Annotated in this window: 20 protein-coding genes and 1 tRNA gene; 17 read left to right on the top strand and 4 right to left on the bottom strand. The window is 51.7% G+C overall.

Annotated elements, in window-relative coordinates:
- Positions 1 to 686 precede the first annotated feature (686 nt).
- A complete protein-coding gene (locus DESTI_RS21790) occupies positions 687 to 926 on the bottom strand; it encodes a hypothetical protein (protein WP_014812140.1) in 240 nt (79 codons plus the stop codon).
- A gap of 436 nt (positions 927 to 1,362) precedes the next feature.
- Between DESTI_RS21790 and DESTI_RS21780 the strand changes: the two genes are divergently transcribed.
- On the top strand, positions 1,363 to 1,824 hold the full coding sequence (locus DESTI_RS21780) for an ankyrin repeat domain-containing protein (protein ID WP_014812139.1): 462 nt from the start codon (positions 1,363 to 1,365) through the stop codon (positions 1,822 to 1,824).
- A 173-nt stretch (positions 1,825 to 1,997) separates the two neighbouring features.
- On the opposite strand, the gene DESTI_RS21775 is transcribed toward DESTI_RS21780, so the two are convergent.
- Positions 1,998 to 2,177 (bottom strand): hypothetical protein, encoded by a 180-nt coding sequence (locus DESTI_RS21775; RefSeq protein WP_041286389.1) that lies wholly within the window; start codon positions 2,175 to 2,177, stop codon positions 1,998 to 2,000.
- A 453-nt stretch (positions 2,178 to 2,630) separates the two neighbouring features.
- Positions 2,631 to 3,992 carry an IS701 family transposase gene (locus DESTI_RS21770; protein WP_014808181.1) on the bottom strand — a complete coding sequence of 454 codons (1,362 nt, stop codon included), beginning with the start codon at positions 3,990 to 3,992 and terminating at the stop codon, positions 2,631 to 2,633.
- A 288-nt stretch (positions 3,993 to 4,280) separates the two neighbouring features.
- Here DESTI_RS21770 and DESTI_RS21765 point away from each other — a divergent pair, with 288 nt between their 5' ends.
- The 11 genes from DESTI_RS21765 to DESTI_RS21710 all read left to right on the top strand — a co-directional run bounded on the left by DESTI_RS21765 (position 4,281) and on the right by DESTI_RS21710 (position 15,841).
- Positions 4,281 to 5,816 carry an SLC13 family permease gene (locus DESTI_RS21765; protein ID WP_014812138.1) on the top strand — a complete coding sequence of 512 codons (1,536 nt, stop codon included), beginning with the start codon at positions 4,281 to 4,283 and terminating at the stop codon, positions 5,814 to 5,816.
- A gap of 37 nt (positions 5,817 to 5,853) precedes the next feature.
- Positions 5,854 to 7,134 carry a glycine/sarcosine/betaine reductase component B subunit gene (locus DESTI_RS21760; RefSeq protein WP_014812137.1) on the top strand — a complete coding sequence of 427 codons (1,281 nt, stop codon included), beginning with the start codon at positions 5,854 to 5,856 and terminating at the stop codon, positions 7,132 to 7,134.
- Between the two features lie 13 nt (positions 7,135 to 7,147).
- Positions 7,148 to 8,458 carry a glycine/betaine/sarcosine/D-proline family reductase selenoprotein B gene (locus tag DESTI_RS21755; RefSeq protein ID WP_014812136.1) on the top strand — a complete coding sequence of 437 codons (1,311 nt, stop codon included), beginning with the start codon at positions 7,148 to 7,150 and terminating at the stop codon, positions 8,456 to 8,458.
- A gap of 43 nt (positions 8,459 to 8,501) precedes the next feature.
- On the top strand, positions 8,502 to 9,431 hold the full coding sequence (gene trxB / locus DESTI_RS21750) for a thioredoxin-disulfide reductase (protein ID WP_014812135.1): 930 nt from the start codon (positions 8,502 to 8,504) through the stop codon (positions 9,429 to 9,431).
- Between the two features lie 23 nt (positions 9,432 to 9,454).
- A complete protein-coding gene (locus tag DESTI_RS21745; protein WP_014812134.1) occupies positions 9,455 to 9,781 on the top strand; it encodes a thioredoxin family protein in 327 nt (108 codons plus the stop codon).
- Positions 9,782 to 10,230: 449 nt separating this feature from the next.
- Positions 10,231 to 10,692, top strand: coding sequence for a glycine/sarcosine/betaine reductase complex selenoprotein A (gene grdA / locus DESTI_RS21735; protein ID WP_014812133.1), 462 nt, complete (start codon positions 10,231 to 10,233; stop codon positions 10,690 to 10,692).
- A gap of 209 nt (positions 10,693 to 10,901) precedes the next feature.
- Positions 10,902 to 12,446 carry a glycine/sarcosine/betaine reductase complex component C subunit beta gene (grdC, locus tag DESTI_RS21730; protein WP_014812132.1) on the top strand — a complete coding sequence of 515 codons (1,545 nt, stop codon included), beginning with the start codon at positions 10,902 to 10,904 and terminating at the stop codon, positions 12,444 to 12,446.
- Positions 12,446 to 13,594 carry a glycine/sarcosine/betaine reductase complex component C subunit alpha gene (gene grdD / locus DESTI_RS21725; protein ID WP_014812131.1) on the top strand — a complete coding sequence of 383 codons (1,149 nt, stop codon included), beginning with the start codon at positions 12,446 to 12,448 and terminating at the stop codon, positions 13,592 to 13,594. The genes grdC and grdD overlap by 1 nt, the downstream gene beginning before the upstream one ends.
- A 673-nt stretch (positions 13,595 to 14,267) precedes the next feature.
- Positions 14,268 to 15,023 carry a GntR family transcriptional regulator gene (locus DESTI_RS21720; RefSeq protein ID WP_014812130.1) on the top strand — a complete coding sequence of 252 codons (756 nt, stop codon included), beginning with the start codon at positions 14,268 to 14,270 and terminating at the stop codon, positions 15,021 to 15,023.
- 238 nt (positions 15,024 to 15,261) lie between these two features.
- On the top strand, positions 15,262 to 15,537 hold the full coding sequence (locus tag DESTI_RS21715; RefSeq protein ID WP_014812129.1) for a type II toxin-antitoxin system Phd/YefM family antitoxin: 276 nt from the start codon (positions 15,262 to 15,264) through the stop codon (positions 15,535 to 15,537).
- Between the two features lie 4 nt (positions 15,538 to 15,541).
- A complete protein-coding gene (locus DESTI_RS21710; RefSeq protein WP_014812128.1) occupies positions 15,542 to 15,841 on the top strand; it encodes a type II toxin-antitoxin system RelE/ParE family toxin in 300 nt (99 codons plus the stop codon).
- A 106-nt stretch (positions 15,842 to 15,947) separates the two neighbouring features.
- Here the strand turns inward: DESTI_RS21710 and DESTI_RS21705 are convergent.
- Positions 15,948 to 16,024 (bottom strand) — tRNA-Arg (locus DESTI_RS21705).
- Positions 16,025 to 16,417: 393 nt separating this feature from the next.
- Between DESTI_RS21705 and coaBC the strand changes: the two genes are divergently transcribed.
- From coaBC to DESTI_RS21680, 5 genes are all read left to right on the top strand, one after another.
- Positions 16,418 to 17,614 carry a bifunctional phosphopantothenoylcysteine decarboxylase/phosphopantothenate--cysteine ligase CoaBC gene (coaBC, locus tag DESTI_RS21700; protein ID WP_014812127.1) on the top strand — a complete coding sequence of 399 codons (1,197 nt, stop codon included), beginning with the start codon at positions 16,418 to 16,420 and terminating at the stop codon, positions 17,612 to 17,614.
- Between the two features lie 86 nt (positions 17,615 to 17,700).
- A complete protein-coding gene (locus DESTI_RS21695) occupies positions 17,701 to 18,423 on the top strand; it encodes a uracil-DNA glycosylase (RefSeq protein ID WP_014812126.1) in 723 nt (240 codons plus the stop codon).
- Complete coding sequence (locus DESTI_RS21690) at positions 18,413 to 19,744, top strand: NfeD family protein (RefSeq protein WP_014812125.1); 1,332 nt, start codon at positions 18,413 to 18,415, stop codon at positions 19,742 to 19,744. Before DESTI_RS21695 ends, DESTI_RS21690 begins: the two co-directional genes overlap by 11 nt.
- A gap of 129 nt (positions 19,745 to 19,873) precedes the next feature.
- Complete coding sequence (locus DESTI_RS21685) at positions 19,874 to 24,355, top strand: PEP/pyruvate-binding domain-containing protein (RefSeq protein ID WP_014812124.1); 4,482 nt, start codon at positions 19,874 to 19,876, stop codon at positions 24,353 to 24,355.
- Positions 24,352 to 26,130 (top strand): sigma-54-dependent Fis family transcriptional regulator, encoded by a 1,779-nt coding sequence (locus tag DESTI_RS21680; protein ID WP_014812123.1) that lies wholly within the window; start codon positions 24,352 to 24,354, stop codon positions 26,128 to 26,130. The genes DESTI_RS21685 and DESTI_RS21680 overlap by 4 nt, the downstream gene beginning before the upstream one ends.
- The last annotated feature ends 107 nt before the right edge of the window (positions 26,131 to 26,237 follow it).

The following is a 26,237-nucleotide window of genomic DNA, read 5'->3' as shown; positions in this document are numbered from 1 at the left end:
GTCGGGAGAATTGGCGGCTTTGGTGTGAACTAGTGACTCCCATGGCGAAAACGCCACAACAAACGATAAAAGTGCTCGCTTAACCGGGCACTTTTATCGGACTTCGCCAACATGGCCACAAGAATTTCCGGCCCGGACACATGCTGGGCCTCGGTAACTGCCGGTTTGGGTGCGTATTGGGTTAGCAAGAAAAAAGGCAAATGCATATGAAAGCTCCTGGAAAAATATAACGCTGCAGATTCAATTGGCCTACACCAGGGTGATGATGGAAAAGTGAGATTAGATATGATGCTACACAGACAGAACCGCTAACAGCTTCAGAATTCCCAAATCGCATCCTGTAAATTTCAATGTGCATCGATCTCTCGGATCGGTTTCCACACAGCATTGGGGACCGGTTGTTGAAAGGAGCCTCGACTTCTGCAGAGGGGGTCTATCTATTAATTGTCATGTATCGCCCGAATAAGAAGGGGATAGCTTTTTCCGGCGATTTTCGAGAAACCCGGAGGCGTGATGGTCTCTTCCTCCCCCGTCTCCGGGTACTTGTTTAGTTTTGGGAACAAGGATGCAGCGCAAAATGGACCAAGGAAATCCCTCCTCGGGAGACCCCAGTCCATTACATCTTAGAATCCTCCCAACTCTTCTCTTGGTAGTAAGAGTTGTGGAAACCAAAATCAGCAGCCTAATTACGACTCATCTTTTTCAAGCTCTTCCCATGTCTCTTTGTAAGCCTGTTCGTACCCGAGTCTGATTCTGGGATCTCCTAACTCTCGAGGGAATTCTTCAACAGCCTTCTGAATCCCGGTACCATAGGGATTGCCTTGATCGTGATCGAAGATGGCTGCCTCCTTGGCCCTGATTTGAGCCACGTTGAGAGAGTAATCAAATCTTCCGCTCGTAAGAAACGTCTTGGGATCGTCCGACATGGTCTACCTCTCTTCTCCACCATATTTGTGCTTCTCCCCTCTGGTTCTACCAGAAAATCTCCGGGAGTGAAATTATCGGTTCGCATAGCATGTGAGGTTCGACCCGGCAGCGTCATCAGATCGGTCTCCTCATTGTTGACGCGGGGCCCAAGGCGTAATAAGCTTTGACTAGGGAGAATTAGCTGATTCCGGCGGTGTCCGTGATCGCGGATCAGATTGCCGTGGACGTCATTGAGAAGGCAGGAGTTGTTCCTATTTACTCCACAGATTTTGGGCCCAAGGCGAAGCTGGAAGACAGTTGTTCCGGTGCGCGATTCTATGCTTCCGAAACGACAAATCGACAATCACTGACAAATCGACAATCGCTGTTCGACTCGTAACGACTACTCGAAAGCCTCACGAACTGCTCTGGCATTGAATGGAAAGAGGAACCTTGATGAGTGACCCGAAGATCTATCGAACCGGAATCCGTGGAGCGCTGGCCCTTGCCAACAGACTGGCCAAGGAAAGGGACAAGGATGAGGCGGCGCGAATCGCTGTCGCTGAAGATGACCTTGCATCGCTGGAACGACTCCTCGCCGAAGGAACAAACATCAATGCATCGAAAGGCAAGTACAAGACCACTATTTTAATGGAGGCTGCAGTCCGCGGAAACCTGGAGGTTATGAAGCTGCTTCTTGACAAAGGAGCAAACATCGACATGGTTGATCAAGACGGCTGGACTGCCCTCATGGGTGCCACCGTTCAGGGCCGCATTGAACCGGTAAGACTGCTTCTGGAGCACGGCGCCGACGTGAACGCCAAGAATTGCAACGGCGAGACAGCACTGGTTATGGCCACTGGCATGCAGCACAGTGAAATAGAAGACGTTCTTCGGGAACATGGGGCCGAGATGTAAGAAGCACCAGCCCCCTAATGAATATCCCGCGGTGGGAATGCTTGCCTGATCTCGCTAAAAAGTGGCTTCACTCGTCTCCTGTGCCAGGTTTAAAATATTGAGCCTTTCCTTCACTCATGTTAACCTCGTGTTAACCCTGACGAAAAAAGAACTCAGGACATTTCCTGAATCCTTCATGATTTCTGGCACGTCCGACAGGATGCGAACTTGTTGAACTGCGGAAAACGATCTTCCGATGTGCTCGAAACGTCTGCCGAACTGTCCGGCGTCACGGGGTATTTCGTAGTGGAACAGTAAACCTGAATGACTATCTCTTCACTTCCCATCACTTTCGCCAGCTTTCCATCACTCACTCGATAGATCCTACTCCAATCCAGTCCCTCTGTGCTCCCGGCCCCATTGTCGTTTCGACGTACCCCACTGGTTCACGATGCGGCGCGTTCCTGAGGATCGATGTCTACGGAGCCACCGATTGCGCCGTCTATGGTCTCATTTGGCACGCGGCTCAGTTGAGACCTTGCAATGTGCATGGCTCGAGAGTGAATGTGACGGCATCGTAAGGGGATGCGACACAAAATATTTGACCTTGCCTTCCCGCTGCATTCTGCCGACATTATAGTCAGTGCCAAAAATTCTGTCGTTTATCCCTCGTGTGAATTACAGGATATTGGTAGGGATCGGCGTCCCTGCCGGTCCATTCTATCGATATCATTGATCATATTTAAGATGTGCCGGCACGGAGGCACGGCACCTACCAATCTTCCTAATCTTCAATCGGTCACTAATTTTGGCAACTGATATAACTACTATAGTTTCGCGATTCTTGCATGGTCGAGTCCGCGCGTGGAGCGCGGGCCGTTGAGTTTTTCGAACTTATTGATTCGGCTGGCTTTCGAATAAATTCTCAGCGAGAAATGACTCCTTCGAGCTGCTGCCAGCATGTCTGAAAAGGTGAACGACTTTTTCCGGCAGTACCAGGGAGCCGGGTCGGCAACGAGGTTCTTTGCAGTGACGAATTGCCCAACGAACCAAAGCACTACAAAGCAGTAGGCCCAGTAAGCAAACATAGGGGCACGGGTTACCGAGGTCTCTTTCCGACACTGAGGTTCAGCCGCACCCAGGAGGTTCTTGGTCTCTCGATTGGTCATCTCAATGCTAAAGCGTGCAGCGTAGCGCTCGATAATCTGCTGTGGTGCAGCCTGAGGGTCCGTATCGAAAAACACCATATTGGCATGGTGGCCGGCCGGGTCATGGCACAACACGATCGAAAGAGGCTGTTGCCCTGCGCTATGATACCATAGCGCCGTGAACTGATGTATCAGGAGCTTAGTTTGTTTTCCATAGCAGAAGACCCTAATCTCATTCCACCCCAGATTGGGGTCCTGGAACATCGTTTCCAGGGAGGGCAGTCGAGCGCCTCTCTTGCGAGGTCTGCCCATCACTGTAAATGGAGCAGGTTCCAGCACAGCGAACAAAGCTGCATCCTTTCTCAGCCTCCCTGTAATGTGCACATTCTTGGGTCGTGCTTTGAGGATGGTATCGCAGCAGTATCCCAGGTCGAACACAATTCTCAGTCTTTCTCCCTCTTGGAGCCATGAATGAGTCAGATTTATAAGATCCAATCCAAGTTCGGGTTTTGTCTTGTAGGGCAGGCTCTTGGGATTAAACTTGGCCTTTGGCGGCCACCAAAGGCGGGCAGCGTATGGCAGACAAAACATGCGATCGCTGATGCCGGGAAGGCGAATCGCCAGTCCTATGATGACAAAGCACACTCCATACCCCTTTTGCTTAGTATGCTTTGGGAGTGAACCATCATGCTGCCAGCCCGCGCCACAGATCTTCTTGCCAGTGTGCTTGTTCAAGGTGTCGTCAATCACCACAAGGATCTCGATCCCTTCTGCAATCAGCGTTTCTACCAACATTCTGAAGACGAAATAGGAGACAAAGTCAGTCTCCCATCGTCCCTTGCCGAGGAATCGGTAGATGCTGGCGAAGTGCTTGGATTCATGGAGTCTCATGGTCAGAATCACCTGGCTGATAGTGTGCTTGCCCATAGTGAGCACCCAACCGACCACCAGCGCAACGAAGATACGGAAACTCGGTGCGCTGAAACACGCTCTGAAATGAATCTCGTCAATCCCGAACGGATCTGGTATAGATCTCTTCAACTGGCGTTCCTCCTTCCCAGAATCTTTACACAAAACCGGGTATGTGCGGAACGCCTTATTTTTTCAAGGATTATCTCACCATCTAACCGTCCAGAATACAAAAAGGGCGAAACTATAGATAACTAGGCCATCGGAATTTCTTTGGATCAGCGCGATGGCGGTTTTCGTGATGTCAGATGAACGATCGAGGTCGTAAAAAAAGACTTGACATGTGGATGACAAGTTGTCTATACAACAGAACCAATCTTGCGGTCCATGGTTCTCCACAGATGAAAGAGTCTGTGAGCCATGCAGTATGCTCGGACCGGTCTCGTTCAGAATGTGACGATTACCTGTAATCAAGGAGCCGACGTGAAAACAATTGACGGTAAGATTCGCAAAATTGCAGGAATTGTGCTCGCCTTCGTAGCGCTGGTACTTTTCCAATCGATCCACTTTCCAGCGACTCTCACTCCTGTGGGGCAAGCTCTCCTCAGCGTGATGGTGTTCATGCTGATTCTGTGGGTTTCCGAAGCTGTAGGATATGCGGCCAGTTCATTTCTCCTCATAGCGTCTTTTACGATCCTTGTGGCGATTTCTCCGGCATCGTCCAATCCGGGAAAATTGATCGGGACCAAAGAAGCGCTGAAGATGGCCTTATCCGGCTTCAGTTCGGAAGCCTGGGTGCTGGTAGCTTGTGCCTTGTTCCTCGCATCCGCAATCGAAATAACAGGTCTAGGCCGGAGAATAGGCTTCTTTATTCTCTGCCGTATGGGTGCGAAACCGAAGAGGGTGCTCTTGGGTGTGTTGCTCATGTCCTTTATCTTAACCCTCTTTATTCCTGCCCAGGCAGCCAACGCTGCACTCATGACTGCTGTGTCGATTGGCATCATTGAAGCTTTTCGTCTTGATTTGAAGAGCAACCTGAGTAAAGCCATGCTGCTGATTGTCGCGTTCGGGACTGGTATCTCCGGCATGGGCATTCTTACTTCAGGTGCGCCTCCCGTACAAACCGCCATGTACATCTCCACCGCAACCAAGCATGACATCAGTTGGCTACAGTGGGCTGTGTACGGAATGCCCTTCTCATTGGCAGTCGGTTTCGTGTTGTTTCTGCTGGTCCTCCGCTTTTTCCCGGTAGGCGACGAGGAATTAGAGGGCGGATGTGAACTCATATACAAGCGATACGACGAGGTCGGCCGCATCTCAGCGAAGGAGAAGAAGCTCCTGGCGATCATGTGCGCGACCATATTTTTGTGGGCTACCGGCAAGGTGTTACATCCGTTGGATCCCAGCACCGTCGCGATTCTCGCTGTGGTAGCCATCTTTTTTCCAGGAATCAACGTGGCGACCTGGAAGGAGTTGGAACGGAAGGTAAACTGGGGAACCCTCATGCTGTTCGGCGCGGCCATTTCTCTGGGTATATGGCTTCTGAAAAGCGGAGCAGCCGCATGGGTGGCGCAAAACACTATTATCAGTCTGGGAGTCGACAAGTGGCCGTTACTGCTGATGATTGCAGCAGGAGGCTTATTCTTCGCCATCTTTTCGCTGGCATTTTCCGCACGATCCGCCGCAGTGGCAGCTTTAGTTCCGACAGCAATAGGATTTGCCCAAGGGCTCTCGATTCCCGGCCTGAACGTGTGGGGCCTGACTCTCATCATGTACTACAGCATTCAGTTCTCGGTCATCATCCCCGTCAACACCCCCATGTCGATGGTCGCCTATTCGACAAATACGTTCAGCTCGGACGAAATGTTGAAAGTAGGGGTTCCTCTAGTTCTGATAGCCGTGGGCCTGATGGTCGTCTTCAGCACCACTTACTGGCATTGGTTGGGACTGGTTTAAGCACCAAATGCCCGGTTTATGTCTCGGAGATTTTCCAATGGAACAAAAAGAATTTCCTTTCATGCAGTTAGCGTTGCGCAAGTTCAAGATTACCAGTGCCATGTTCGGGGCTGTCACTCGAATAAGCAACGGTGCTCTGGAGATCGATAAACAGGAAATGACGGCAGCCCTGAATCGAGACGGTCTTTTTTCCGAGGTGGACGTCAAGATTGTTTCACCGGGCGAAACCGCACGAATCATCCATGTCATGGATGCGATTCAGCCTCGCGTCAAGCTTTCCGGTGGAACCACTCCGTTCCCGGGAGCCCTCGGCCCTATGGAGACTGCGGGCATAGGCGAAACGAACGTCCTGGAGGGAGTGGCTGTAATCCAGACCGGGCAGAGGCCGGGCATTCAGGAAGGAATCATCGATATGAGCGGTCCCGGCGCCCTCTACAGCCAGTTCTCACGTACCATAAATATCGTCCTGGAGTGTACTGCCTTTCCGGAGATGACTGACCTGGAATTCGATCTGGCGGCAAGGAAGGCTGGGCTCGAAGCGGCTGTCTATCTGGCGGAACCGACCCGAAACCTGGCTCCCGATGACATAGAGTTGTACGGCCCTGACGCACGTACGTCTGAAGGGAAAGACTTGCCGGGGGTTGTGTACATCTGCCATCTGCAATCTCAGGGCTTGTTTCGCGATACGTTCGTGTATGGAGAAAACGCTAGAAGTCTTCTGCCAACCGTACTCCATCCTAATGAGGTTTTGGATGGGGCCATTGTCAGCAGCAACTATATTATTGCATGTCAAAAGAATCCCTCATATTTCCACGTAAACAACCCGGTTGTCCTGGAATTGGCTCGTCGTAACGGACAAGACCTCAGGTTCTTGGGCGTCATCATCGCCAATGAACACAACACGCTCAGGGAAAAAGATCGGTCTGCCAAATTCGCGGCGAAACTGGGAAAGCAGTTGGGCGCTTCCGGAGCCGTCATCACCCAAGAGGGCGGTGGCCACTCAGATACGGATTTGATGTTGACTTGCAAGGAATGTGAAAAAGTGGGCATCAGGACAGTGATTATTGCCAACGAGATCGCCGGTCCGAAGGGCGATCTTCCTTCCTTGGTCGATAGCATCCCCGAGGCGGATGCGGTGGTCACAACAGGCAATAACGACGTTCAAGTGGCTTTGCCGGCTATGACCCGTACTGTTGGTGGTAATTCCATCGCGGGAATATCCGGTCCACCTGAAAGCGCATTCACTACTGCCCTGGGACGCCTATACACCGCAACTAACCAGTTGGGGGCTTATCGCCTCACAGTCAAGGGTTACTAAAGGAGGTGCGCACGTGATCAGAGTAGTCCACTATCTCAACCAATTTTTCGGGCAGATCGGCGGCGAGGACAAAGCAGATGTTCCGCCGCAAATCAGAGAGGGCTCCCTGGGGCCCGGCAAGGCACTGGAAGCGGCCTTGGGTGATGAAGCGTCAATCGTCGGCACAGTCATCTGCGGCGACAATTTCTTTGCAGAACAGTCCGACCGGGCGACCAGAGAAGTGATCGATCTTATCCGCACCTTTAATCCCGACCTGGTCGTCGCCGGTCCTGCATTCAATGCCGGCCGGTACGGACCCGCGTGCGGCGCGGTGTGTAAGGCAGTCACTACGGACCTTAACATTCCGGCCATTACCGGCATGTACCCCGAGAACCCTGGAGTGGAGCTCTTCGGGAGAGACATCTTTTGCGTTCGAACCGAGTCCTCAGCAGCGGGGATGCGTCAGGCCGTTGAAATCATGGCGGACCTTGGGCTTAAACTGGTCAAGAGGACAGAAATAGGCCCTCCCGAGGAGGAAGGTTATCTGCCGCGAGGGATTAGAAAAGAGGCATGGACCGAAAAGAACGGTGCCGCCCGCGCTGTAGACATGCTGTTGGCGAAGATCGATGGGGCACCGTTTGTGACGGAATTACCAATGCCTGCCTTTGATAAGGTGTCCCCGGCACCTCCCGTATCAGACCTCGCTGTTGCCACTATTGCCCTTGTGACCGAAGGCGGCATCGTTCCTAAAGGAAACCCCGATCGCCTTGAATCCGCGCGGGCTACCAAATACCTCGAATATAGCCTTGAAGGCATTGACGACCTTTCGGGAGAAGAATTCCAAGCGGTGCACGGGGGTTACAGTAGCGTTTTTGCCAATCAAGATCCCGACCGGGTATTGCCCGTGGACATCCTCAGGAAATGCGAGCGAGAAGGAAAGATCGGAGCGCTGTTCTCGAGCTTCTTCACGACAACCGGGAACGGCACGTCGCTGGAAAACAGCCGAAAGTTTGGAAGAGAAATAGCCGAGCGCCTCGTAGCCTCCGGGGTCAACGCGGTGATCCTGACCAGTACCTGAGGGACGGGCACTCGTTGCGGTGCAACGATAACGAAAGAGCTGGAACGTGCGGGACTGCCAACCGTACAAGTGTGCACCATCACGTCCATCGCCATGGCAATAGGCGCAAATCGCATCGTGCCCGGCTACGCCATACCTCATCCGTTAGGTAACCCTGAACTAAGTCTCGGCCAGGAGAAGAGCCTGCGAAGCAGGCTGGTGGATAGAGCCTTGACAGCTCTACACACATCCATTGACGAGCAAAGAGTTTTCACTGCGGACTCTTAAAGGGAAAGAAGCTTTGATATCAGCGGCGTAACAAGGACAAAACATGTCACTACACGATGTTATTATAGTCGGTGCCGGCCCTGCAGGACTTACTGCCGCGATCTACGCGGGCAGGAGCAAGCTGAAAACGCTTCTGGTCGAAAAACTTGCCGTAGGGGGGCAGGCTGCCACTACAGATGAAATAGAGAATTACCCCGGTTTTGCTACAGGAATCTCCGGGTCGGCCCTTTCGGAAGCCATGGCAAAGCAAGCTTCACGATTCGGAGTTGAGAAAGTAGCAACCAAGGCACAGGGTCTTTTCAGTAATGAAACCCTTTGGGTGTTGCGTACAGAGAAGTGTGAATATGCTGCTCACGCTGTGATAATCGCATCAGGAGCCTACCCCAAGGCACTTCAATGCCCCGGGGAACTGGAGTTCAGAGGACGCGGGGTGTCCTACTGCGCAACCTGCGATGCAGCCTTCTACGAAGGGGCATCGCTCCTAGTGGTGGGAGGAGGAGATGCTGCCGTGGAAGAGGCCGTGTACCTTACCAAGTTCGCAGACAAAGTGACGCTTGTGCATCGAAGGGATAGTCTGCGGGCAACAGGCATTGTACAGGAAAGGGCGCTGGCCAATCCAAAACTTCAGATCATGTGGAACACGGTTGTGGAAGAAATAAGAGGCTCGAGTGCCGTAGAAACGACGCTTTTAAGAAACGTGGTTAGTGGTGAGACTCAGGTCGTACCCGTAGACGGCGTGTTCATCTATGTCGGCCTGACTCCAAATTCAGAATGGTTGGGCGGGACAGTCGAAACCGACGTGGAAGGCTATATCCCGACAGATGAACATATGTGCACAAACATGAAGGGTGTCTACGCAGTAGGGGATGTCCGCCGGAAGTTGCTCCGTCAGGTGGTGACCGCGGCGGCGGATGGAGCCATTGCTGCTTTCCACGCCGAGAAATACATCGAGGCCGGCCTCTGGCAGGTCTAATCACAAAAGGAGTAACACACAAAATGCCTGGTTTGTTAGAAGTGACCCAGGACAGTTTCGACACGGAAGTTAGGGATAGCGATTTGCCCGTGTTGGTGGATTTCTGGGGACCGCGTTGCGGGCCCTGTCTTGGGCTCATGCCCATCGTAGAAGAGCTCGCTGCACGTTACCTCGGAAAGGTGAAATTCTGCAAAGTCAACTGCGCAGAGAACCGGCGTCTGGCCGTGCGGCTCAAGGTGATGAGCCTGCCCACGTTCCTTTTTTTCAAGGCAGGAGACAGGGTAGCCGAACTCACCGGCGAGTTCGGGCAAAAGGAAATCGAAGACTGTATTAAGGCCTTGGCGGAGTAACAAACGATTCTGTAACTGATGCAGGCGACCAGATACTGGTCAAGTGCTCTGATAGAGGTATCCGTTCAGTTATTCGTGGGAAAAATCCCCCCGGCCCCCCTTTGTAAAAGGGGAGTAAAGAAGCAACGTACGATTCCCCCCTTAGTAAAGGGGGGTAAGGGGCATAGGCGCTAACTCAGGGTGCTTTGGGTCGGTTGTTCCGGAGGAACAACTGGAAATAGGCCGGCGATTCATCGCCGGTTAAGGAAAAATCTAATGATTTTTGAGTCCCGGAGGGACGGCTGATACACAAATTCCCGGCAATGAATTACCGGGCTATTTTCTTTAGTCCCTCTGGAACAAAGAATTAGAACGAAGTTAGTGCTTATCGGGGCTGGGGGATTTGAATCGGACAAAACTTTTGGCAAACACTGTAAGAAAACTACTTATACACAGAGAGGAGAGCAGAATTGGGAATTCTGGCTGGAAAGAAGATCGTTGCGCTGGGAGACCGGGATGGCATACCGGGCCCAGCTATTGCCGAGTGCGCCATGAGCGCAGGCGGTGAAGTAGTGTTCGTCAGTACGGAATGCTACGTCTGAACGGCCGCGGGTGCCATGGACCTGCAAAATCAGGCAAAGATCAAAGAAGTGGCCGAGCGATACGGTAGTGAGAACGTGGTGGTGCTTCTCGGTGCATCCGAACCGAGTAGCGCCGGACTGGCTGCCGAGACGGTCACGGTCGGCGATCCGACCTATGCAGGCTCATTGGCAGGGGTCTCGTTGGGACTCCCCGTGTATCATGTGTTCGAACAGGAGATTAAAGCCGAGTTCGATCCGAATGTGTATCAGGAACAAGTGGCCATGATGGAAATGGTGGCTGACGTCGCCAAATTGACCTCTGAAGTCGCCAGCATGCGGAAACAGGTCTAGAGACCTCCGGCTTCCCGGTGATCGCCGGACGGGCTATGGCCGGGAAGTGCCAACTCCCTTTTTCCTGGGGCTGGCGTAGCAACTGCCGGACCCATATCATATCAATTTGCATTCAAAATCCCCCCATTCCCCCCTTTAGTAAAGGGGGGTTAGAGGGGATTTTCGTCTAACTTTGAAAGCAAATTGGTATCAAGCATCGAGGTAGGAACATGGCTGTCCTCAAAGGCGTGGCCTATTCCCTGGTTCACGCGCCCAACCTTCTCCTTCATTACGGCTCAACGCAGAGCACAGAGCGGAAAAAGAACCCGAACTCGGATTACCTTGCCAGGCTCCCGAATCATCTGCGCGATTTTGAGTCCGCTGTCTCTTATCCTCCGAACCAGGTCTATATCGGCAACGTTTCCCCTCTCGATCTTGACGCTATCCAGCGACCTTGGCACGCTGCGGTCGGAACATCAACTGATGGAGGAAGCCGACTTGGGGCATATGGAGAAATCATGCCGGAAGTCGAGCTGTACGGACTCCTGAAGATTGCGGATTCCTTCGACCTGGTGGTTTTGGAGCGTAATTTTTCTCAGGAGCTCCTCGAGTCGCTTGGCTCCCATAGTCTCCTGACAGGGGCTAACTTGAGTCGCTTGAGCAAAGGCGAAGACTCAAGAGTGATTGAAGAGCTTGTGGCCAATCACACTGCCGAAGGCCTGTACCTGGGACAAAAACTTGTGGGGTGTGTGCGGCAGGCCCATGAAACGGACGAGAATCTGTCTGCCCGCGTGATGCTCGAAAACATTACAGTCAAGGCATCGTCTCTTCTTCCTTTGCTGTATTTGCTGGCCAACACGGGCACACCTCCGGCCGAGGTCGACTACATCATTGAATGTTCCGAAGAGGCCTGCGGAGACATGAACCAACGGGGCGGCGGCAATTTCGCCAAATCTATCGGAGAGTTGACTGGCCTGGTCAATGCGAGCGGCTGCGATGTGCGCGGTTTTTGCGCGGGGCCTGTCCACGCTCTGTTGCACGCCGCTTCTTTGGTCAAGGCAGGAGTGTTTAAAAATGTGGTGGTGGTTGGCGGAGGCTCGGTCGCCAAGCTGGGCATGAATGGCAAAGACCATGTGAGCAAGGGCATGCCCGTCTTGGAGGACATGTTGGGAACTTTTGCCCTGCTGATCTCCGAAAACGATGGAGTGAACCCGGTTATTCGATTGGACGTGATCGGCAAGCATGCGATCGGGACCGGTTCTTCGCCTCAGCATGTGATGCAGGCCCTTGTAACAGCCCCTCTGGCACAGCTAGGCCTCAAAATTACTGACATTGACCGCTATTCAGTGGAGATGCAGAACCCCGAACTTACCGAACCTGCCGGAGCCGGCAATGTACCCGAGAGTAATTACCGGATGATAGCCGCGCTGGCAGTCATGGCTTCGGAGATTGCCAGAGAAGACATCCCGGCATTTGTTAAAAAACATGGTCTCCCAGGATTTGCTCCCACTCAGGGACACATCCCCTCGGGAGTTCCTTGTCTCGGTTTCTTTCGTGAACGCCTGCTGGCCGGCGATATGAATGCTGCGATGGTCATTGGCAAGGGCAGTCTGTTCCTGGGGAGAATAACGAATCTCTTCGATGGGCTGTCCCTGATCGTAGAGAAGAATCGCGGGCTGACAGCCAAAAGCTCATCGTTGGATAAGGACAGCATCCGCCAGGTCCTGGCCGAGATGTTGATGTCTTTGTCCAAGAACAATCCGGGGACTGCGTGATGCGTGATATCAGACATCTGATCGCTGAAGTGCTGGACGAGACTGCTCAGCATCTGTTGGCACCTCATTCCGAACCGGCAATCAAGATCGGCCTCACTGCGATCGGCAATGAACATGGATACAGCGAAGTTCTGTCGGGGGCTGAGATGGCTCAAAGGAATGTACCGGGCATAGAAGTTCTGACGATCGGACCTGCTGACATGGCCACCAACCTGCGCACGGTTCCTGCATCTACGGAAGAAGAGGCGCATGCGGTCATGGAACGTATGCTTGATGCGGGCGAACTCCAGGCCGCTGTGACCATGCACTATCCCTTTCCCCTTGGTGTGGCTACCGTAGGTCTTGTAAGTACTCCAGGCCTGGGAAGGCCCATGTTTATAGCCTGCACCACAGGCATGTCTTCCGCTGAAAGAGTCCAGGGCATGGCCTACAACGCTTTGTACGGCATTAGTGTCGCCAAGGCTTACGGCATCGCCAACCCCTCCGTAGGAGTACTCAACATCGACGGAGCCAGACCGGTGGAACGCATACTCCGTGAACTCCAGGCCAACGGCTACTGTATCAACCTGGCCGTTTCAGGGCGGTCCGATCGGGACGTGGTCATGCGTGGGAACGATCTTTTGCGAGGAACCCCGGATGTCATGGTCTGCGATAGCCTTACCGGAAACCTGCTAACCAAACTCTTTTCTGCGTTTACCACGGGAGGCGGCTACGAATCCGTTGGCTGGGGATATGGTCCGGGCATAGGAGAACGTTATCAACGCATCATCCACATCATCTCACGTGCTTCGGGAGCACCGGTAATAGCCGGTTCGATCTCTTACGCGGCCGCTATGGTCAGGGGAAAGGTCACGGAAGTCTTTCGCGAGGAGTGGCAGCGGGCCCACCGAGCAGGATTGAGCACACTGTGCAAGACGCGGAAGCGAGCCACTGCTCCTCAGGCGCCGGCTCCCGAGAAAAAGGTGGTCACCGAACAGATCGCCGGCATCGACGTCCTGCTCCTGGAATCGGCTCAGGAACTCCTGCGTTCAAGGGGAATTTACGCTGAGACCGGTATGGGCTGCGTGGGGCCGGTCATTCTGGTGGCACTCGAGGACAGGCCTCTTGCGCTGGATGTCCTGCAAAAGAACAGCATGCTAACGCTTTAGGAGGTTGAGACTGGGCAATGCGCCCATCTCGGCCGGTTCCGAGATGCAGTCTGGGGAAAGCTGTCGCGAGAGAGGCCTGGCGTGAGCTTTTCCCGTACTCCGCATTCTTTTAGAGCGATTGCCCAAAATTCTGACGTTTATCCTACGCTCGAATAGAAGGTATTGGTGGGGACCGGCGTCCCTGCCGGTCCATTCTACCGATATCATTGATCATATTGAAGATGTGCCGGTACGGAGGCCGACACCTACCAATATCGGTCACGGTTTTGGCGATTCCTCCAGGCTTCGGAAGCCTGACATATTCTCTTGAGACATCAGAAAATCAGTCGATCCGGCGTGTGTGACTCCCGGGCAGTTCATGGAACCGTGTTGCGGTTAAATTGGAGATGACAATGGGAAAGATATGGTATAAGGAGAGAAAAGATTTGTCTGTGCGGTGCTGCAGGTTCGTTGCCGGCACGCTGACCGGGCCTGAGCCCGGGCACAAGAGCAAATGCTCACTGAACGAATGTCACAGGCTTTGCCATTGGGGACCGGACGGGTATAATAACAATCGATCCTGGTGCAATCGGGCCGTCCAGAGACGGAATCGCCGATCGTGGGTACACCCAAAAGGACTCGCGCACCATGATACCACCGGTCTGATGGTCTTACGGCCCTCGAGGAGAGTCAGGTGCTCAAAAGCATCGACAGAAACTCTGCGTTGCCCTTGCACAGTCAAATCAAGGATCAACTGCTGCGCTTTATCGATGAAAAAAGGGAACAAGGCGGCAACAAAGAGCAACTCAAATTATTGCCCGAAGAAGCACTTACCCGGATATTCGGCGTAAGTCGATTAACCGTGCGACAAGCAGTGAGAGACCTCGTTAATGAAGGGCACCTGTACAGAGTGAGAGGGGTCGGAACATTCATAACTCCCCGTCGGATCAGCGGACAGCTCGACCAAATAGAGACCTTCATCGAAGAATGGACTCTCCAGAGCAAGCAAATTGAAGTTGTAGTCGCAGCCTACGAGACCAAAGTCTGTTCCGAACAATGGCTATCCGACCTTGGGCTGCCGGCAGGAACACCCGTTTTCTATATCAGACGCATTCGATACGCGGATGGTTGCCCTGTGGCGTTGGATGACCGTTATTTACCAGCAGAGTTTATGAGCCTCGTGAAACATGCCGACATCGTAAGAGAACCCATTTTCATAACACTGGCTCGCAGGGGGAAGATGATTATAGAGAAGGCCGACTACCAGATAAGTGCCACTGTAGCTTCGGCAGAACAGGCCTCTGTGCTGAAAATCAAGCGTGGGAGCCCGCTTTTGGCAAGAAGATTGGTCATTTATGCTGCTCCTGCTCGCCCCATCATGGCGGGCTGTTCGTTGTATCGATCCGACCTGTTCACCTATTCGGTTTCTTTGCGCCCAGGTGTGATCTGAGCTTCCAGCGCCCCAAAGAATTATTCCTCATCAGTTATCCCTGAAACCTAAATCGATGTCCGAGTCGGGTTGGTCTGAACGCGGGAGATGGGAAGATTCATCATTCCAATCACTTCTGCTATTCACCCCGAATAACTACGGAGGCGTGAGTTCGGGTTCCCAATCCTAGATCCAGTTTGCTTGGTCATTTAATTGGTGTTATTATCAGTACTATTAGTAGATCATGAGAGGAGAAGATATGGCGATGACTACAAAATTCTCGGAGGATATCGTCCCGCTGAGCGATATGAAAATTAACCCAGGCCGAGTTGTTAACCAAGTCGACAAGACCCGTAGGCCGGTCCTTTTGACCAATAGAGGACGTGGAGTGGCTGTTGTTCAATCACTCAAGGATTACGAAACTCAAACGGAAGAGTTGGCCTTTTTACGTGGTGTGGTTCAAGGTATAGTGGATCTGGAAGAGGGAAGGGAAATGAGTCTCGCAGACGTGAAGAAACGTCTCGGATTGACTTGAAGAAATGCCTCGGAAATATAAGATCACCTTCGCTGCCTCGGCTGTGCAGGATCTTGAGGCAATCCGCAGGTGGTACGCTAACCAGCAGAATCCCGAGACTGGCGAACGTTTTTTGGAGCAGGTACTCTCGGCGGTGGAAAGGCTCACCGATTTTCCCGAAATTGGTCGGATTGTACCTGAGTTTGGCATTGCCACTCTGCGGGAGATTGTTCATCCACCCTTCCGTATAGTTTACCGTCTTGATAAACCTCGTATCAGAATTGTTAGGGTTTGGCGCAGTGAACGAATCCTGAATATGCCGTAGACCGATCTTATAAAGCATGCCCATTCTTCTCCCCCATATTTGCTATCCCTGGGTTATTCCTGAATAAAAAAGGACCCGGAGCTCGTCCTGGATCCTCAATGATTTCTGGCACGCCCGACAGGATTCGAACCTGTGACCTACGGATTAGAAGTCCGTTGCTCTATCCAGCTGAGCTACGGGCGCACTGTCAATAAATGGGCATGATTATTCATACACATGCAGGGACTATCTGTCAACAATGGACGGAAAGAACTTTCATGGTTCAAGCGCAATCTCTCCGGATCCGTCATATAGCGGTTGACATAATTTCTAACCTTTTGAACACCGGATCTTTTATAAGGAACGGTAGGGCACGGCACCCACCGATTTTCGAGAAGCGCTTTTCGCAATGGTACAAAAATTCTGACATTTGCTATAGACTGAAGCGTTGTCGAATTGTGTGGAAATAATACCCGCTTAGCTCCGATCGGATAGTCTGATTTTTGATGGCTAATCCTGCACTTGTAAACTCGTCGGAATCCTGAAATAATTCGGTACCGGAATTGCATCCGAAATGCCAAGAATTAAGGTAATCGCATGAATCAGTCAGTCTTGGTCGGGATTTCAGGTGGAATAGCCGCGTATAAGATACCGTTGCTCGTCCGAATGCTCATCCGCAACAATCTATCTGTGCGGGTGGTAATGACCGATGCGGCAACGAATTTCGTTACACCTCTTACTCTTGCGACTTTAACCGGGAACCCAGTACATCGTGATATGTGGGGAGACAGAGATCGGCCTTCTGTGGAACACATTTCTCTCGCAGACGATGCGGACCTTGCAGTCATAGCTCCGGCTACGGCCAATGTCATCGGGAAGATCGCATCCGGCATTGCCGATGACATGCTGACGACGGTATTTATGGCGCTTCAATGTCCAGTGCTGGTTTGTCCGGCAATGAACGTGAATATGTTCCGCAATCCCATCGTGCAGGAAAACATTAATAAATTACGGAATCTGGGATACCATGTCATGCAGCCTGAAAGCGGTTATCTCGCCTGCGGCTGGGATGCGGAAGGCCGAATGCCCGAACCGGAAGCAATTGCACAGGAGATATATTCTCTCCTCATGCCGCGCGACCTTCAAGGGGAGCACATCCTGGTGACTGCGGGTCCCACGGAAGAGCCGCTCGATCCTGTGCGATTCATAACAAACAGGTCTTCCGGGAAAATGGGCCTGGCCATCTGTAAACGTGCTCAAATCAGGGGGGCCGAGGTCACGCTGATTTCCGGTCCGCTCAAAGCAGAGCCGCCGAACGGGATACGGCACATCAGAATCCGAACCGCACTCGAAATGCGTGACAGAGTATTGGAAGAATTTCCCCGTGCATCTGCTGTCATCAAAGCTGCTGCAGTGGCAGACTTTAGACCTGCATCGCTGGAAAGAGATAAGATCAAGAAAGATGGAATGGAACCCACCATTGTACTCACAAAAAATCCGGACATTCTGGCGGAGTTGGGTCGGACAAAACGGCCGGATCAGATCCTGGTGGGATTTGCCGCAGAAACCAGAGACGTTCTCGAAAACGGGCGCTCAAAGCTGAAAAACAAGAACCTGGACATGCTGGTGCTCAACGATGTATCGAAACCAGGAGCAGGATTTGATTGCGACACCAATATCGTGAGATTTCTCTTTCGTTCCGGTGAGGAAGAGCAAATGGATATAATGTCTAAAGAGAAGGTTGCGGATTTGATTCTGGATCGAGTAATAAGACTGAGGTCGAAGACAGAATAGCGACCCAAATCGCAGGCCTGCCTTCCTTGGACTTTCATTGGGAATTTCTGGAATCCAGGGAGGTACCCGCTATCTGAAGGTTGTCCATGACTGAACGCGAAGCGCAGGATTCTTATGCACATTCGATCAAGAACTATCTTGAATATATGGTGCGCATAGGACTGAACCCCGTGATGATTCCCGAGAAGGATTTCGGAACCACTTCCGACAAAGAGAATCGTCTCTCGCTTGAGTCGATCAGAACCGAGTTGGGGGACTGCAAACGATGTCGTTTGCACGAAAAGAGGCACACTATAGTCTTCGGCGAAGGAAAACCTGACGCGAGGCTCATGTTCGTGGGAGAAGGCCCGGGCGCAGATGAGGATGCCCAGGGAAGGCCTTTCGTCGGCAAAGCGGGCCAGTTGCTGACAAGGATGATTCAGGCTATGAAGTTCCAGCGCGAGGACGTGTACATAGCGAACATAGTGAAATGCCGTCCTCCGGCTAACCGGGATCCGGAACAGGATGAGATTGACACATGCCTCCCCTTTCTCAAATCTCAAATTCGCGCGATCGAACCGGATGTGATTGTTACCTTGGGAAGAATAGCTGCAAAGGCACTGCTTAAGACGAGCGATCCCCTGAATGTCATAAGGGGAAGAGTATACGAAGTGGAAGGCATTCCCGTGATTCCTACCTATCATCCCTCATTTCTTCTCAGGGAGGAATCGGATAAACGGTTCAAAGCAATGGCATGGGAAGATCTACAGAAGGCTATGGCTTTGCTCGAATCGAGGAGGTCTCGTACGGAGTATCATTATGATGAGTAAAAACCGAGAGTTGTTTTATGTAATGCTCATGGTATTGGGAACCGTATCTCTGTTCGTGAACGGATTTCCAGGCTCCATTGCCGCTCGAACTGAAGAAAAACAGCCCCTTGTGTATCAGTTGAATGTGGACGGCACGATAAATCCTGCTTTGGCGGACTACATCGTCAAGGGAATAGAAAAAGCCGAGGAAGCCAACGCAAATGCGGTAGTGATAACTATGGATACTCCCGGCGGAGTGGTAACCACCACGAAGAGCATTATAAAAGATATCCTGAATGCCAAAATTCCGATAGTGGTTTACGTGTCTCCGAGCGGCTCTTCTGCAAGCTCGGCAGGAGCATTGATCACCATGGCCGCAGACATTGCCGCGATGGCTCCGGGCACGAATATCGGCGCAGCTCATCCAGTGGGGGGTGGGGGGCAGAAAATTGACGAGACAATGTCTGAGAAGGTCGTCAACGATCTCAGCGCGTATATGCGAGGAATTGTCGCCAAGAAGGGCAGAAATGCAGAATGGGCGGAGCGTTCTATCCGAGAAAGCGTTTCGATCACTGCAAAGGAAGCTCTTGAAAGTAATGTTATCGACGTTGTGGCAGATTCGGTCCCCGACCTGCTCGAAAAAATTGATGGCAGGACAGTGGAGAAGGACGGGCGCAGCTACGTTCTTCACACCAAGAATGCGAAAATCGTGAGAGTGCCCACCGGAACTCGATTCAAGATCCTCGATGTAATAGCGAACCCGAATGTTGCCTACGTGCTACTTATGATAGGCGGTCTCGGCATCATGATGGAACTCTATAATCCGGGACTGATCTTTCCCGGAGTAGTCGGTGGAATCTCTCTACTCCTGGCATTCTTTGCGCTTCAGGTGCTCCCCGTGAACTATGTGGGCATCATGCTGATCATTCTGGCAGTGATTCTGTTCATACTCGAGCTAAAGGTCACTTCATTCGGACTGCTCTCCGTGGGAGGCATAATAAGCCTAACGCTGGGGTCGGTAATGCTCTTCGAGACGGGAGAATCCGCCATGCGGGTGTCCTGGTCGGTGATTATACCGACCGTTTTCATAGTCTCCGCGTTTTTTATCTTTGCCCTGGGATTGGCCATGAGAGCATGGATGAGAAAGCCGCGCACCGGAGAACAGGGAATTGTCGGAGAGATCGGGTACGCAATTTCAGATGTGAACGGTCAGGGCAAAGTAGCCGTCCACGGCGAATACTGGAATGCCAGATCAGATACGCACATTCCGAAAGGTGAACGGATCAGGGTCTTACGTATGGAGAACTTGTCTCTAGTGGTGACGCGATTCATGAGCAATTAAACCTTTTTCGGGAATGCCGAACGGGTCTGTTCTCTGCAGCTTCGGTTGTCGAGCCGTTTCCTGATTGCCGGTCTTTTGTGTGGAACGATAAGGCATAGGTATTCGCATCTCCTGTATCCGTAGGTCTCCATGGAAATCAAGGACATTATCAGGCAGATAACCGAGCGGGAACCGCTGAATCCTTTTCAGATCGCGGGGATGGCGGCAGTGCTCAAAGGCTGTAAGACCGGTTTTTCTGAGTCAACCACGCTGCAGATCGATTCTCTTGGTGATGTACTGACGATACTGGATCGAACAGGGGAGAATGCGGCGACATATCTGATTGCCTTGCGGCAGGATAACTCTACTGTCGCGCTGTTTCCAAGATTCTCACGGACTGACCTGGAAGAATTCACGTTTATCACCCGATTTGAAGGACGACGAGACGCTATCCGCGAAAATCTCATTCCTGTACTTTACGAAATTCCCAATTGGCTCGATGTGGTGCAATTGCTTGCCAGATACTCCATGGAGCGAGATGACGAATCTTTCCGCGATCACGTCTCATCTGTCATGGAAATGATACTCAGCTATCTCTTTGCTGCGATTCGCCAGCCGTTCGATTCCGAAGCGAGTTCCGAGGCGGAATACGCTTTGGCCCGCCTGGTGGAGAGTATTCTGAAGCTCACCGATGACAAGTATCTGACCGGGTACATGGTCTACATCGAACGGATACTGGAATTCCTGATCTCCGGGCCTTTCACATATTCAGCAAATTCATTGGACCGGCGGATGGTCGAAATTTCCGGGATCCGTTCTGCGCTCAAGAAACGTGATGACAACACCAAGAGTCATCTCATGCCCAAGGTCAACCGAATGGCCGCGCAAGCGCTCGTGACAGCGCTTGACGAGATAAAGCCCTGTCCTTCGCAGCTCGTTGACAGACTCGAGACTGCGGTAGCAGAGGAGCAATTCGAGAGCAGTGAAAGGTTTAGAACTGAAATTTCAGGCAGAATAAAAAGCTATTCTGCAGCGGCAATTGAGGACAGAAGAGCGTTTTTTCATGCGGCCGTCTCTCAGGAGCAGAGTCCTGCGACAGAAGAAGAAATTGTCTCAGGTGTTGCATTCATCCGTGATGTCGCTGATACGTGGAGAAGAATATTTTCCATTTTTCAGGAAATCATCGATACCATTCCGCTGCGGATCCAGGAAGTATTCTCTGAAATCCTGGCTGTTGAGATTTTGATTCTCGATCAACCGGCAGTGAAAGATCTTCTTATACAGGGTATCTGCGAGATTGTCGTCCGCCTGGAGAAAACCCGCAAGCAAGCATCACGGGATCTCATTCATAAATTTGCCGGACTTATGCTCGATCGGGCATACGCCTCAGAGGACCTCAAAGAAATCATCTCCTCATTGCGAGCTTTGGAAGCACTTGGTGTAACACTGGGCAAAGCTCGATACTTTTTCATGGCCCAGGTGCTTATCGACGGTCTGGTCAAGCGACCTCTTATTCAACCGATAAAAGCGAAGTTTGCGATTGAAGACGATGACACAGGTGAGCCTCTGGTATTGGCAGAGGACACCGGAGCAAATCAAGCCCACGTTCAGCACATGAAGACGCTCCTTACGATCGTGGCTTCAAACCCTCGTATCATGCACAGGCTGATCCCGTATCTTATCGTTCAGGTAGAGATCGGCCGTACCCGGGTATGTGACGAAGACCTCATACAGTATTGGATCTCGCAACTGCTCAGAACAAACAGCTCTGTTACGCACTTTCTCATTCGAACCCTGATAAAAGCGATTCCGTACTCGTTCAAAGATATCGGTCCGCTGGACACCCTCAGGCTCACTGCCGCAAGCCTGGCCAAAGAACTAGCGAATAGAGGCGTGAAGCCCATCGGGAACTTTCTCGGAAAACTCCGCGGAGACATCCACTGGCGCGGAAGTATTGAAAATTTCTATTTTTGTCAGGGCATAATGAGATATTTCGTGAATGGAGACCCCGCGGCAATAAGCGAATGGATGCCGCCCGAATCCATGCCCTATCTAAAATTGGAAAACTGGTGCTCCCCGGAAGAAGCTTCAGGAATAAGGATTCTCAGCGGCCGCATTTTCAAAGATGCGGGAATCGATCCCGGTGACAAAGAAAGCCTTTTGGCATTGATTTCAGTGGATCTTTCCCGATATCAGGAAGATACGAGTATATCGGAATTCTCCAGACGAATGGTTCTGGGTGTCATGGAACTCGTAAAGGGTCTCCATGCCAAGTACTTTATCGTCCGACGATCGGAAACGGGATCGACTGTCCGGGAGAGCCTCGAAATATTGAGTAAAACTCTCCAGGAAAGAAAAGCGATCAATGACAATTTGCTGATGCCGGACAATCATGAGCCGCTTCCACCGGCTGTCACCCTGACCGAAGGCTCGGAAGAGTACATTCGTGAAATGGACCGGCTCAGGCAGGAACAACCCGACATACCCATAATTCTCCGAGCCAAGAAAGCCGGACACGCGTATGCCCAAAAGGCCACTTATCTTGAGCCGCGATTCGAAGCATTCACAAAAGACCTTTCGCTGGAGGCGCTTCAGGAGACCCTCGCCACGAGCATCAATAATACGCATTTCGATAAGATTTCTCCGGAGAATCTCGCACAGGCCCTTGCGTTTTTGGATTACCTCGTCATCGGGATAGGTGTGAACGGGCATTCCAGCTACTACATGCAGCAAGCCGGACGGGATCTGCTCAGGGCGGGACCGCTGGGTCTCACGTACGACAAGGTTCGGGATCTCGTGAACATCGTCAAGAAAGAGATTGACGACATCTATTCCATGTACCGGATCTGGTTCGAGGAACCTTTCGATACGTTTCTTTCCCATATGCCTATGGAACGGCTCCCGAGAAAACTCAAAGATCTGACGACTCTGAAAGATATTCCCGATACGGATTTCTTCAAGAATTACTTGAAAACGTTATATATTTCGGACTTGCAAGCACGTGATGGTAATCTCAGGGTATTAGAAACCTTTATTGACAAAGTTGAATTGTTCTTGAATCAGCGCCTTGCGGATTCCCAACGACGAGTAAATAAAAGAAACAAAACCGAGACTGGACCGGGACCCTTTTACTTTCCCGATCCACAGGAAATTTCTCCATGCAGAATCGGGCTCAAGGCCTCTTTATTACGATTTGCAGAGAACACGCCTCCTTACTTCGTGATAACCACAGATCTGCAAATCAAGCGGACAGAGGAACTGCTTCTCGATGAAGGATTTCGTGCAGGCCTTGCCGAATCAGTCGGCAAACTCGGCAAAGTGTCAGGGAGATCCTTTGGGGATCCCGCGAATCCGGCTCTGTATTCGGTTCGTTCGGGAGCCCGCATCAGTATGCCCGGAATGATGACCACCATCACGAACGTAGGCATTAACGACGAGATTGCCGAAAGCCTTGCCCGAACAGAGGGCCCATGGTTTGCGTACGACTGTTATCGACGATTTCTTCAGGAATTCAGCCAATCGGTTTTCGGGGTGGAGCGGGAAGAATTCCAGGAAATAATGGACAAGCACAAGAACGAGTTTCGCGTTATACGAAAGGCTCACATGAGCGCCCAACAGATGAAGGAACTCGCCTTCGAGTATAAGAAGCGAGTAGCAGAATTAGCGCCCAAACTCGTGCAGCTCCTGGATGAAGGTAAGCTTCTGGACATTCTTATCTATTGTGCAGGCGTGGTGCTTCATTCATACCAGAGCCCGGCTGCTACCAAGTTCCGACAAGCCGCGGCAATTCACGGAGTATGGCGAACCCCCGTGATCGTTCAGTCCATGGTGTACGGGAACATGGAATTGGAATCGTCAGGTACAGGCGTAGTTTCTTACAATCCGCTTACAATGGAACTCCGAGGAGATTTTGCGCAGGGAGACCAGGGAACGGACGTGGTAAACGGAAAGGTCTCGACAATGCCGGTTTACGATCTGTGGAAAACCCGGGAATCCCTCGCCTCCCAGATGCCTGAAGCATGGTCCCAGCTCTCGAGGATACTCTTTCGGACAGCCGAGCGTCTCCACTTTGATACAAGACTGGAATACACTATTGAAAAAGGTAAGGTGTTCATTCTACAGATCCGTAAGGACAGGGAACGAAAGGAACACGTTCCGCCGCTCAGCGTATCCGGATACACGGTGATAGCTCAGGGAACCGGCGTCTCAGGGAAAATATTCCGCGGTATCATGGTTACGGACAGGAATCAGATTGCTCCGTTTCGGCACATTAACAAAGCTCAATCCATCATAGATGCGATGAATGAACGTCTGCCCGAATCGGAAAAGCTTGACGGCTTTATATTTGTTGTGAACGATCCCATCCCTGAAGAGATCATGGAAGGCGTCTTTTCGCTGCCCGTTGCGACAGCCCTGGTGAGCCGACTGGGAGGGAGAGGAGCTCATGCAGCGGATATTTCCAAGTCATTGGGCAGAGTTTATGTGGGTCAGGTGAGTCAGATCCAAAAATTCATGGGCCGGTCGGAGTCGGTTTTATTTAATGATCTTCGGGTGGTTGTAGGAAGCAAGATGATAATCCACGGCCAGACCGGAGAAATTGCCCTGTACGGGAAAACCGGAGAACACGGGTGATCGATCATCAAGCCATCGGCAGACTCCTGCTCGAAGCAGGAATAATAAGCAAGAAGGATTACATGGATGCCGTAGGGGAGTTCAGGAAGACCGGGAAATCTCCATACGAAATCCTATTGCTCAACGGAAAAGTCTCTGTTGATGAGTTGGTACAATCCATCATCATTCATATGGATATGACCTTGCTCAAAGAGGCTCTGGGCATGGAAAAAGGCTCTATCCAGCCTCAGCGGCAGGTGAGGCCGTTGGGATCCTATCTTGAACGGATTTCACTCCTTTTCAAGATGGGAATCGTCATGAGTAGCGAGACCAACATGAGTTCCCTCGTGGAGATACTCATCAAAGAAGCCCCGACTGTTATGAATGCCGAGCGAGCAACTATTTTTCTGGCCGATCCGAAAACGCAGGAGCTGTACTCTCATATGGGAGTCGGTCTCATGCACGATCAAATCAGGATTCCGTGGGATACAGGGATTGCCGGTTGGGTTTTTACTCATGGAAAGTCACTTAATATTATCGATCCATACCACGATTCGAGATTCCAAAAATCCGTCGACCTGAGAACCGGTTACACGACAAAGAATCTTCTCTGCGTACCTCTGAAAGCTCCGGACGGGGTGATCATCGGTGTGTTCCAGGTTTTGAACAAGCGCGCCGGTGTGTTCACTCCGACCGATCAGGAGATTCTGGAGATACTTGCCTCCCAGGCGGCACGTTTCATGCAACATGCGCTGGAATCGGATTTTTCGACCCCTCAGGTCTCGACTCCACTTCAGGCTAGACCCCCCCAGATAACAACTTCGTATCAGAATGTCGATCCACTGGAAGATTTCCTTGGTACGAGCCACCAGATTCGAGAAGTCAGATCCCTCGTACGAAAAGTAGCGCCGAGCAGCACCACAGTCCTCATCCAGGGTGAATCCGGAACAGGAAAAGAGCTTATTGCAAGAGCAATACACCTTTTGAGCTCCCGCGCGGACAAGCCCATGGTATCCCTGAATTGTGCCGCGATTCCGTCCGAACTCATAGAAAGCGAGTTATTCGGTCACAAAAAGGGGTCTTTCACCGGAGCTATTTCCGATCACGAAGGGGTGTTCCAGGCCGCTCATACCGGAACCATCTTTCTCGATGAAATTGAAGCGACTTCACCTGCAATGCAGGTCAAGCTCCTCAGAGCTATCCAGGTGGGAGAGATCAAGCCAGTTGGAGATACAGTAACGCAAACAGTGGATGTCCGACTTGTAGCAGCCACAAATCGAGATCTGCACGTACTGGTTCAAGAGGGAAAATTCAGAGAGGATCTTTTTTACCGGATTAACGTATTTCCGGTGATCATTTCTCCTCTGCGCGAACGGATTGAAGATATTCCGGTGCTGATTCATCACCTTCTCGCGAAATTATCCTCACAAACAGGCAAACCGGTTCGGGGTATCGATCCTGCTGCAATGGACCTGCTCATGAAATATGCATGGCCGGGAAACGTGAGAGAATTGGAGAACGAGATCGAACGTGCGCACATCATGACCGCGGATGGAGCTCATATATCTGTGCGGAGCCTTTCTCCGAGGATCACGAAATCTCTGGAAAAACTTGCCCAGAACAGACCCAAGCATTCGCCGCTTATGAAGGATGCAATTGACGATCTCGAACGTTCAATGATCGTCTCCGCACTTCACGAATGCAATGGGAACAGGAGCATGGCGGCAAAGAAACTTGGGTTATCGAGACAGGGACTGATCAACAAGATCTACAAGTTCGGATTACAGGAAGAATAGCTCTCTGATACGATTTTGCATTCAAAAGATGCTAACTGCACTGACCTGACTGTGCAGGTCAGTGCTGACTCCTTGGAAGAAGTTCCTCTCGGGCCCCCTCGAACAAG

This window comes from Desulfomonile tiedjei DSM 6799 (assembly GCF_000266945.1).
Classification (GTDB): Bacteria; Desulfobacterota; Desulfomonilia; order Desulfomonilales; family Desulfomonilaceae; genus Desulfomonile; species Desulfomonile tiedjei.
Note: the sequence above shows the minus strand (reverse complement) of the source record. Positions and strands in the feature narration are given on the sequence as shown.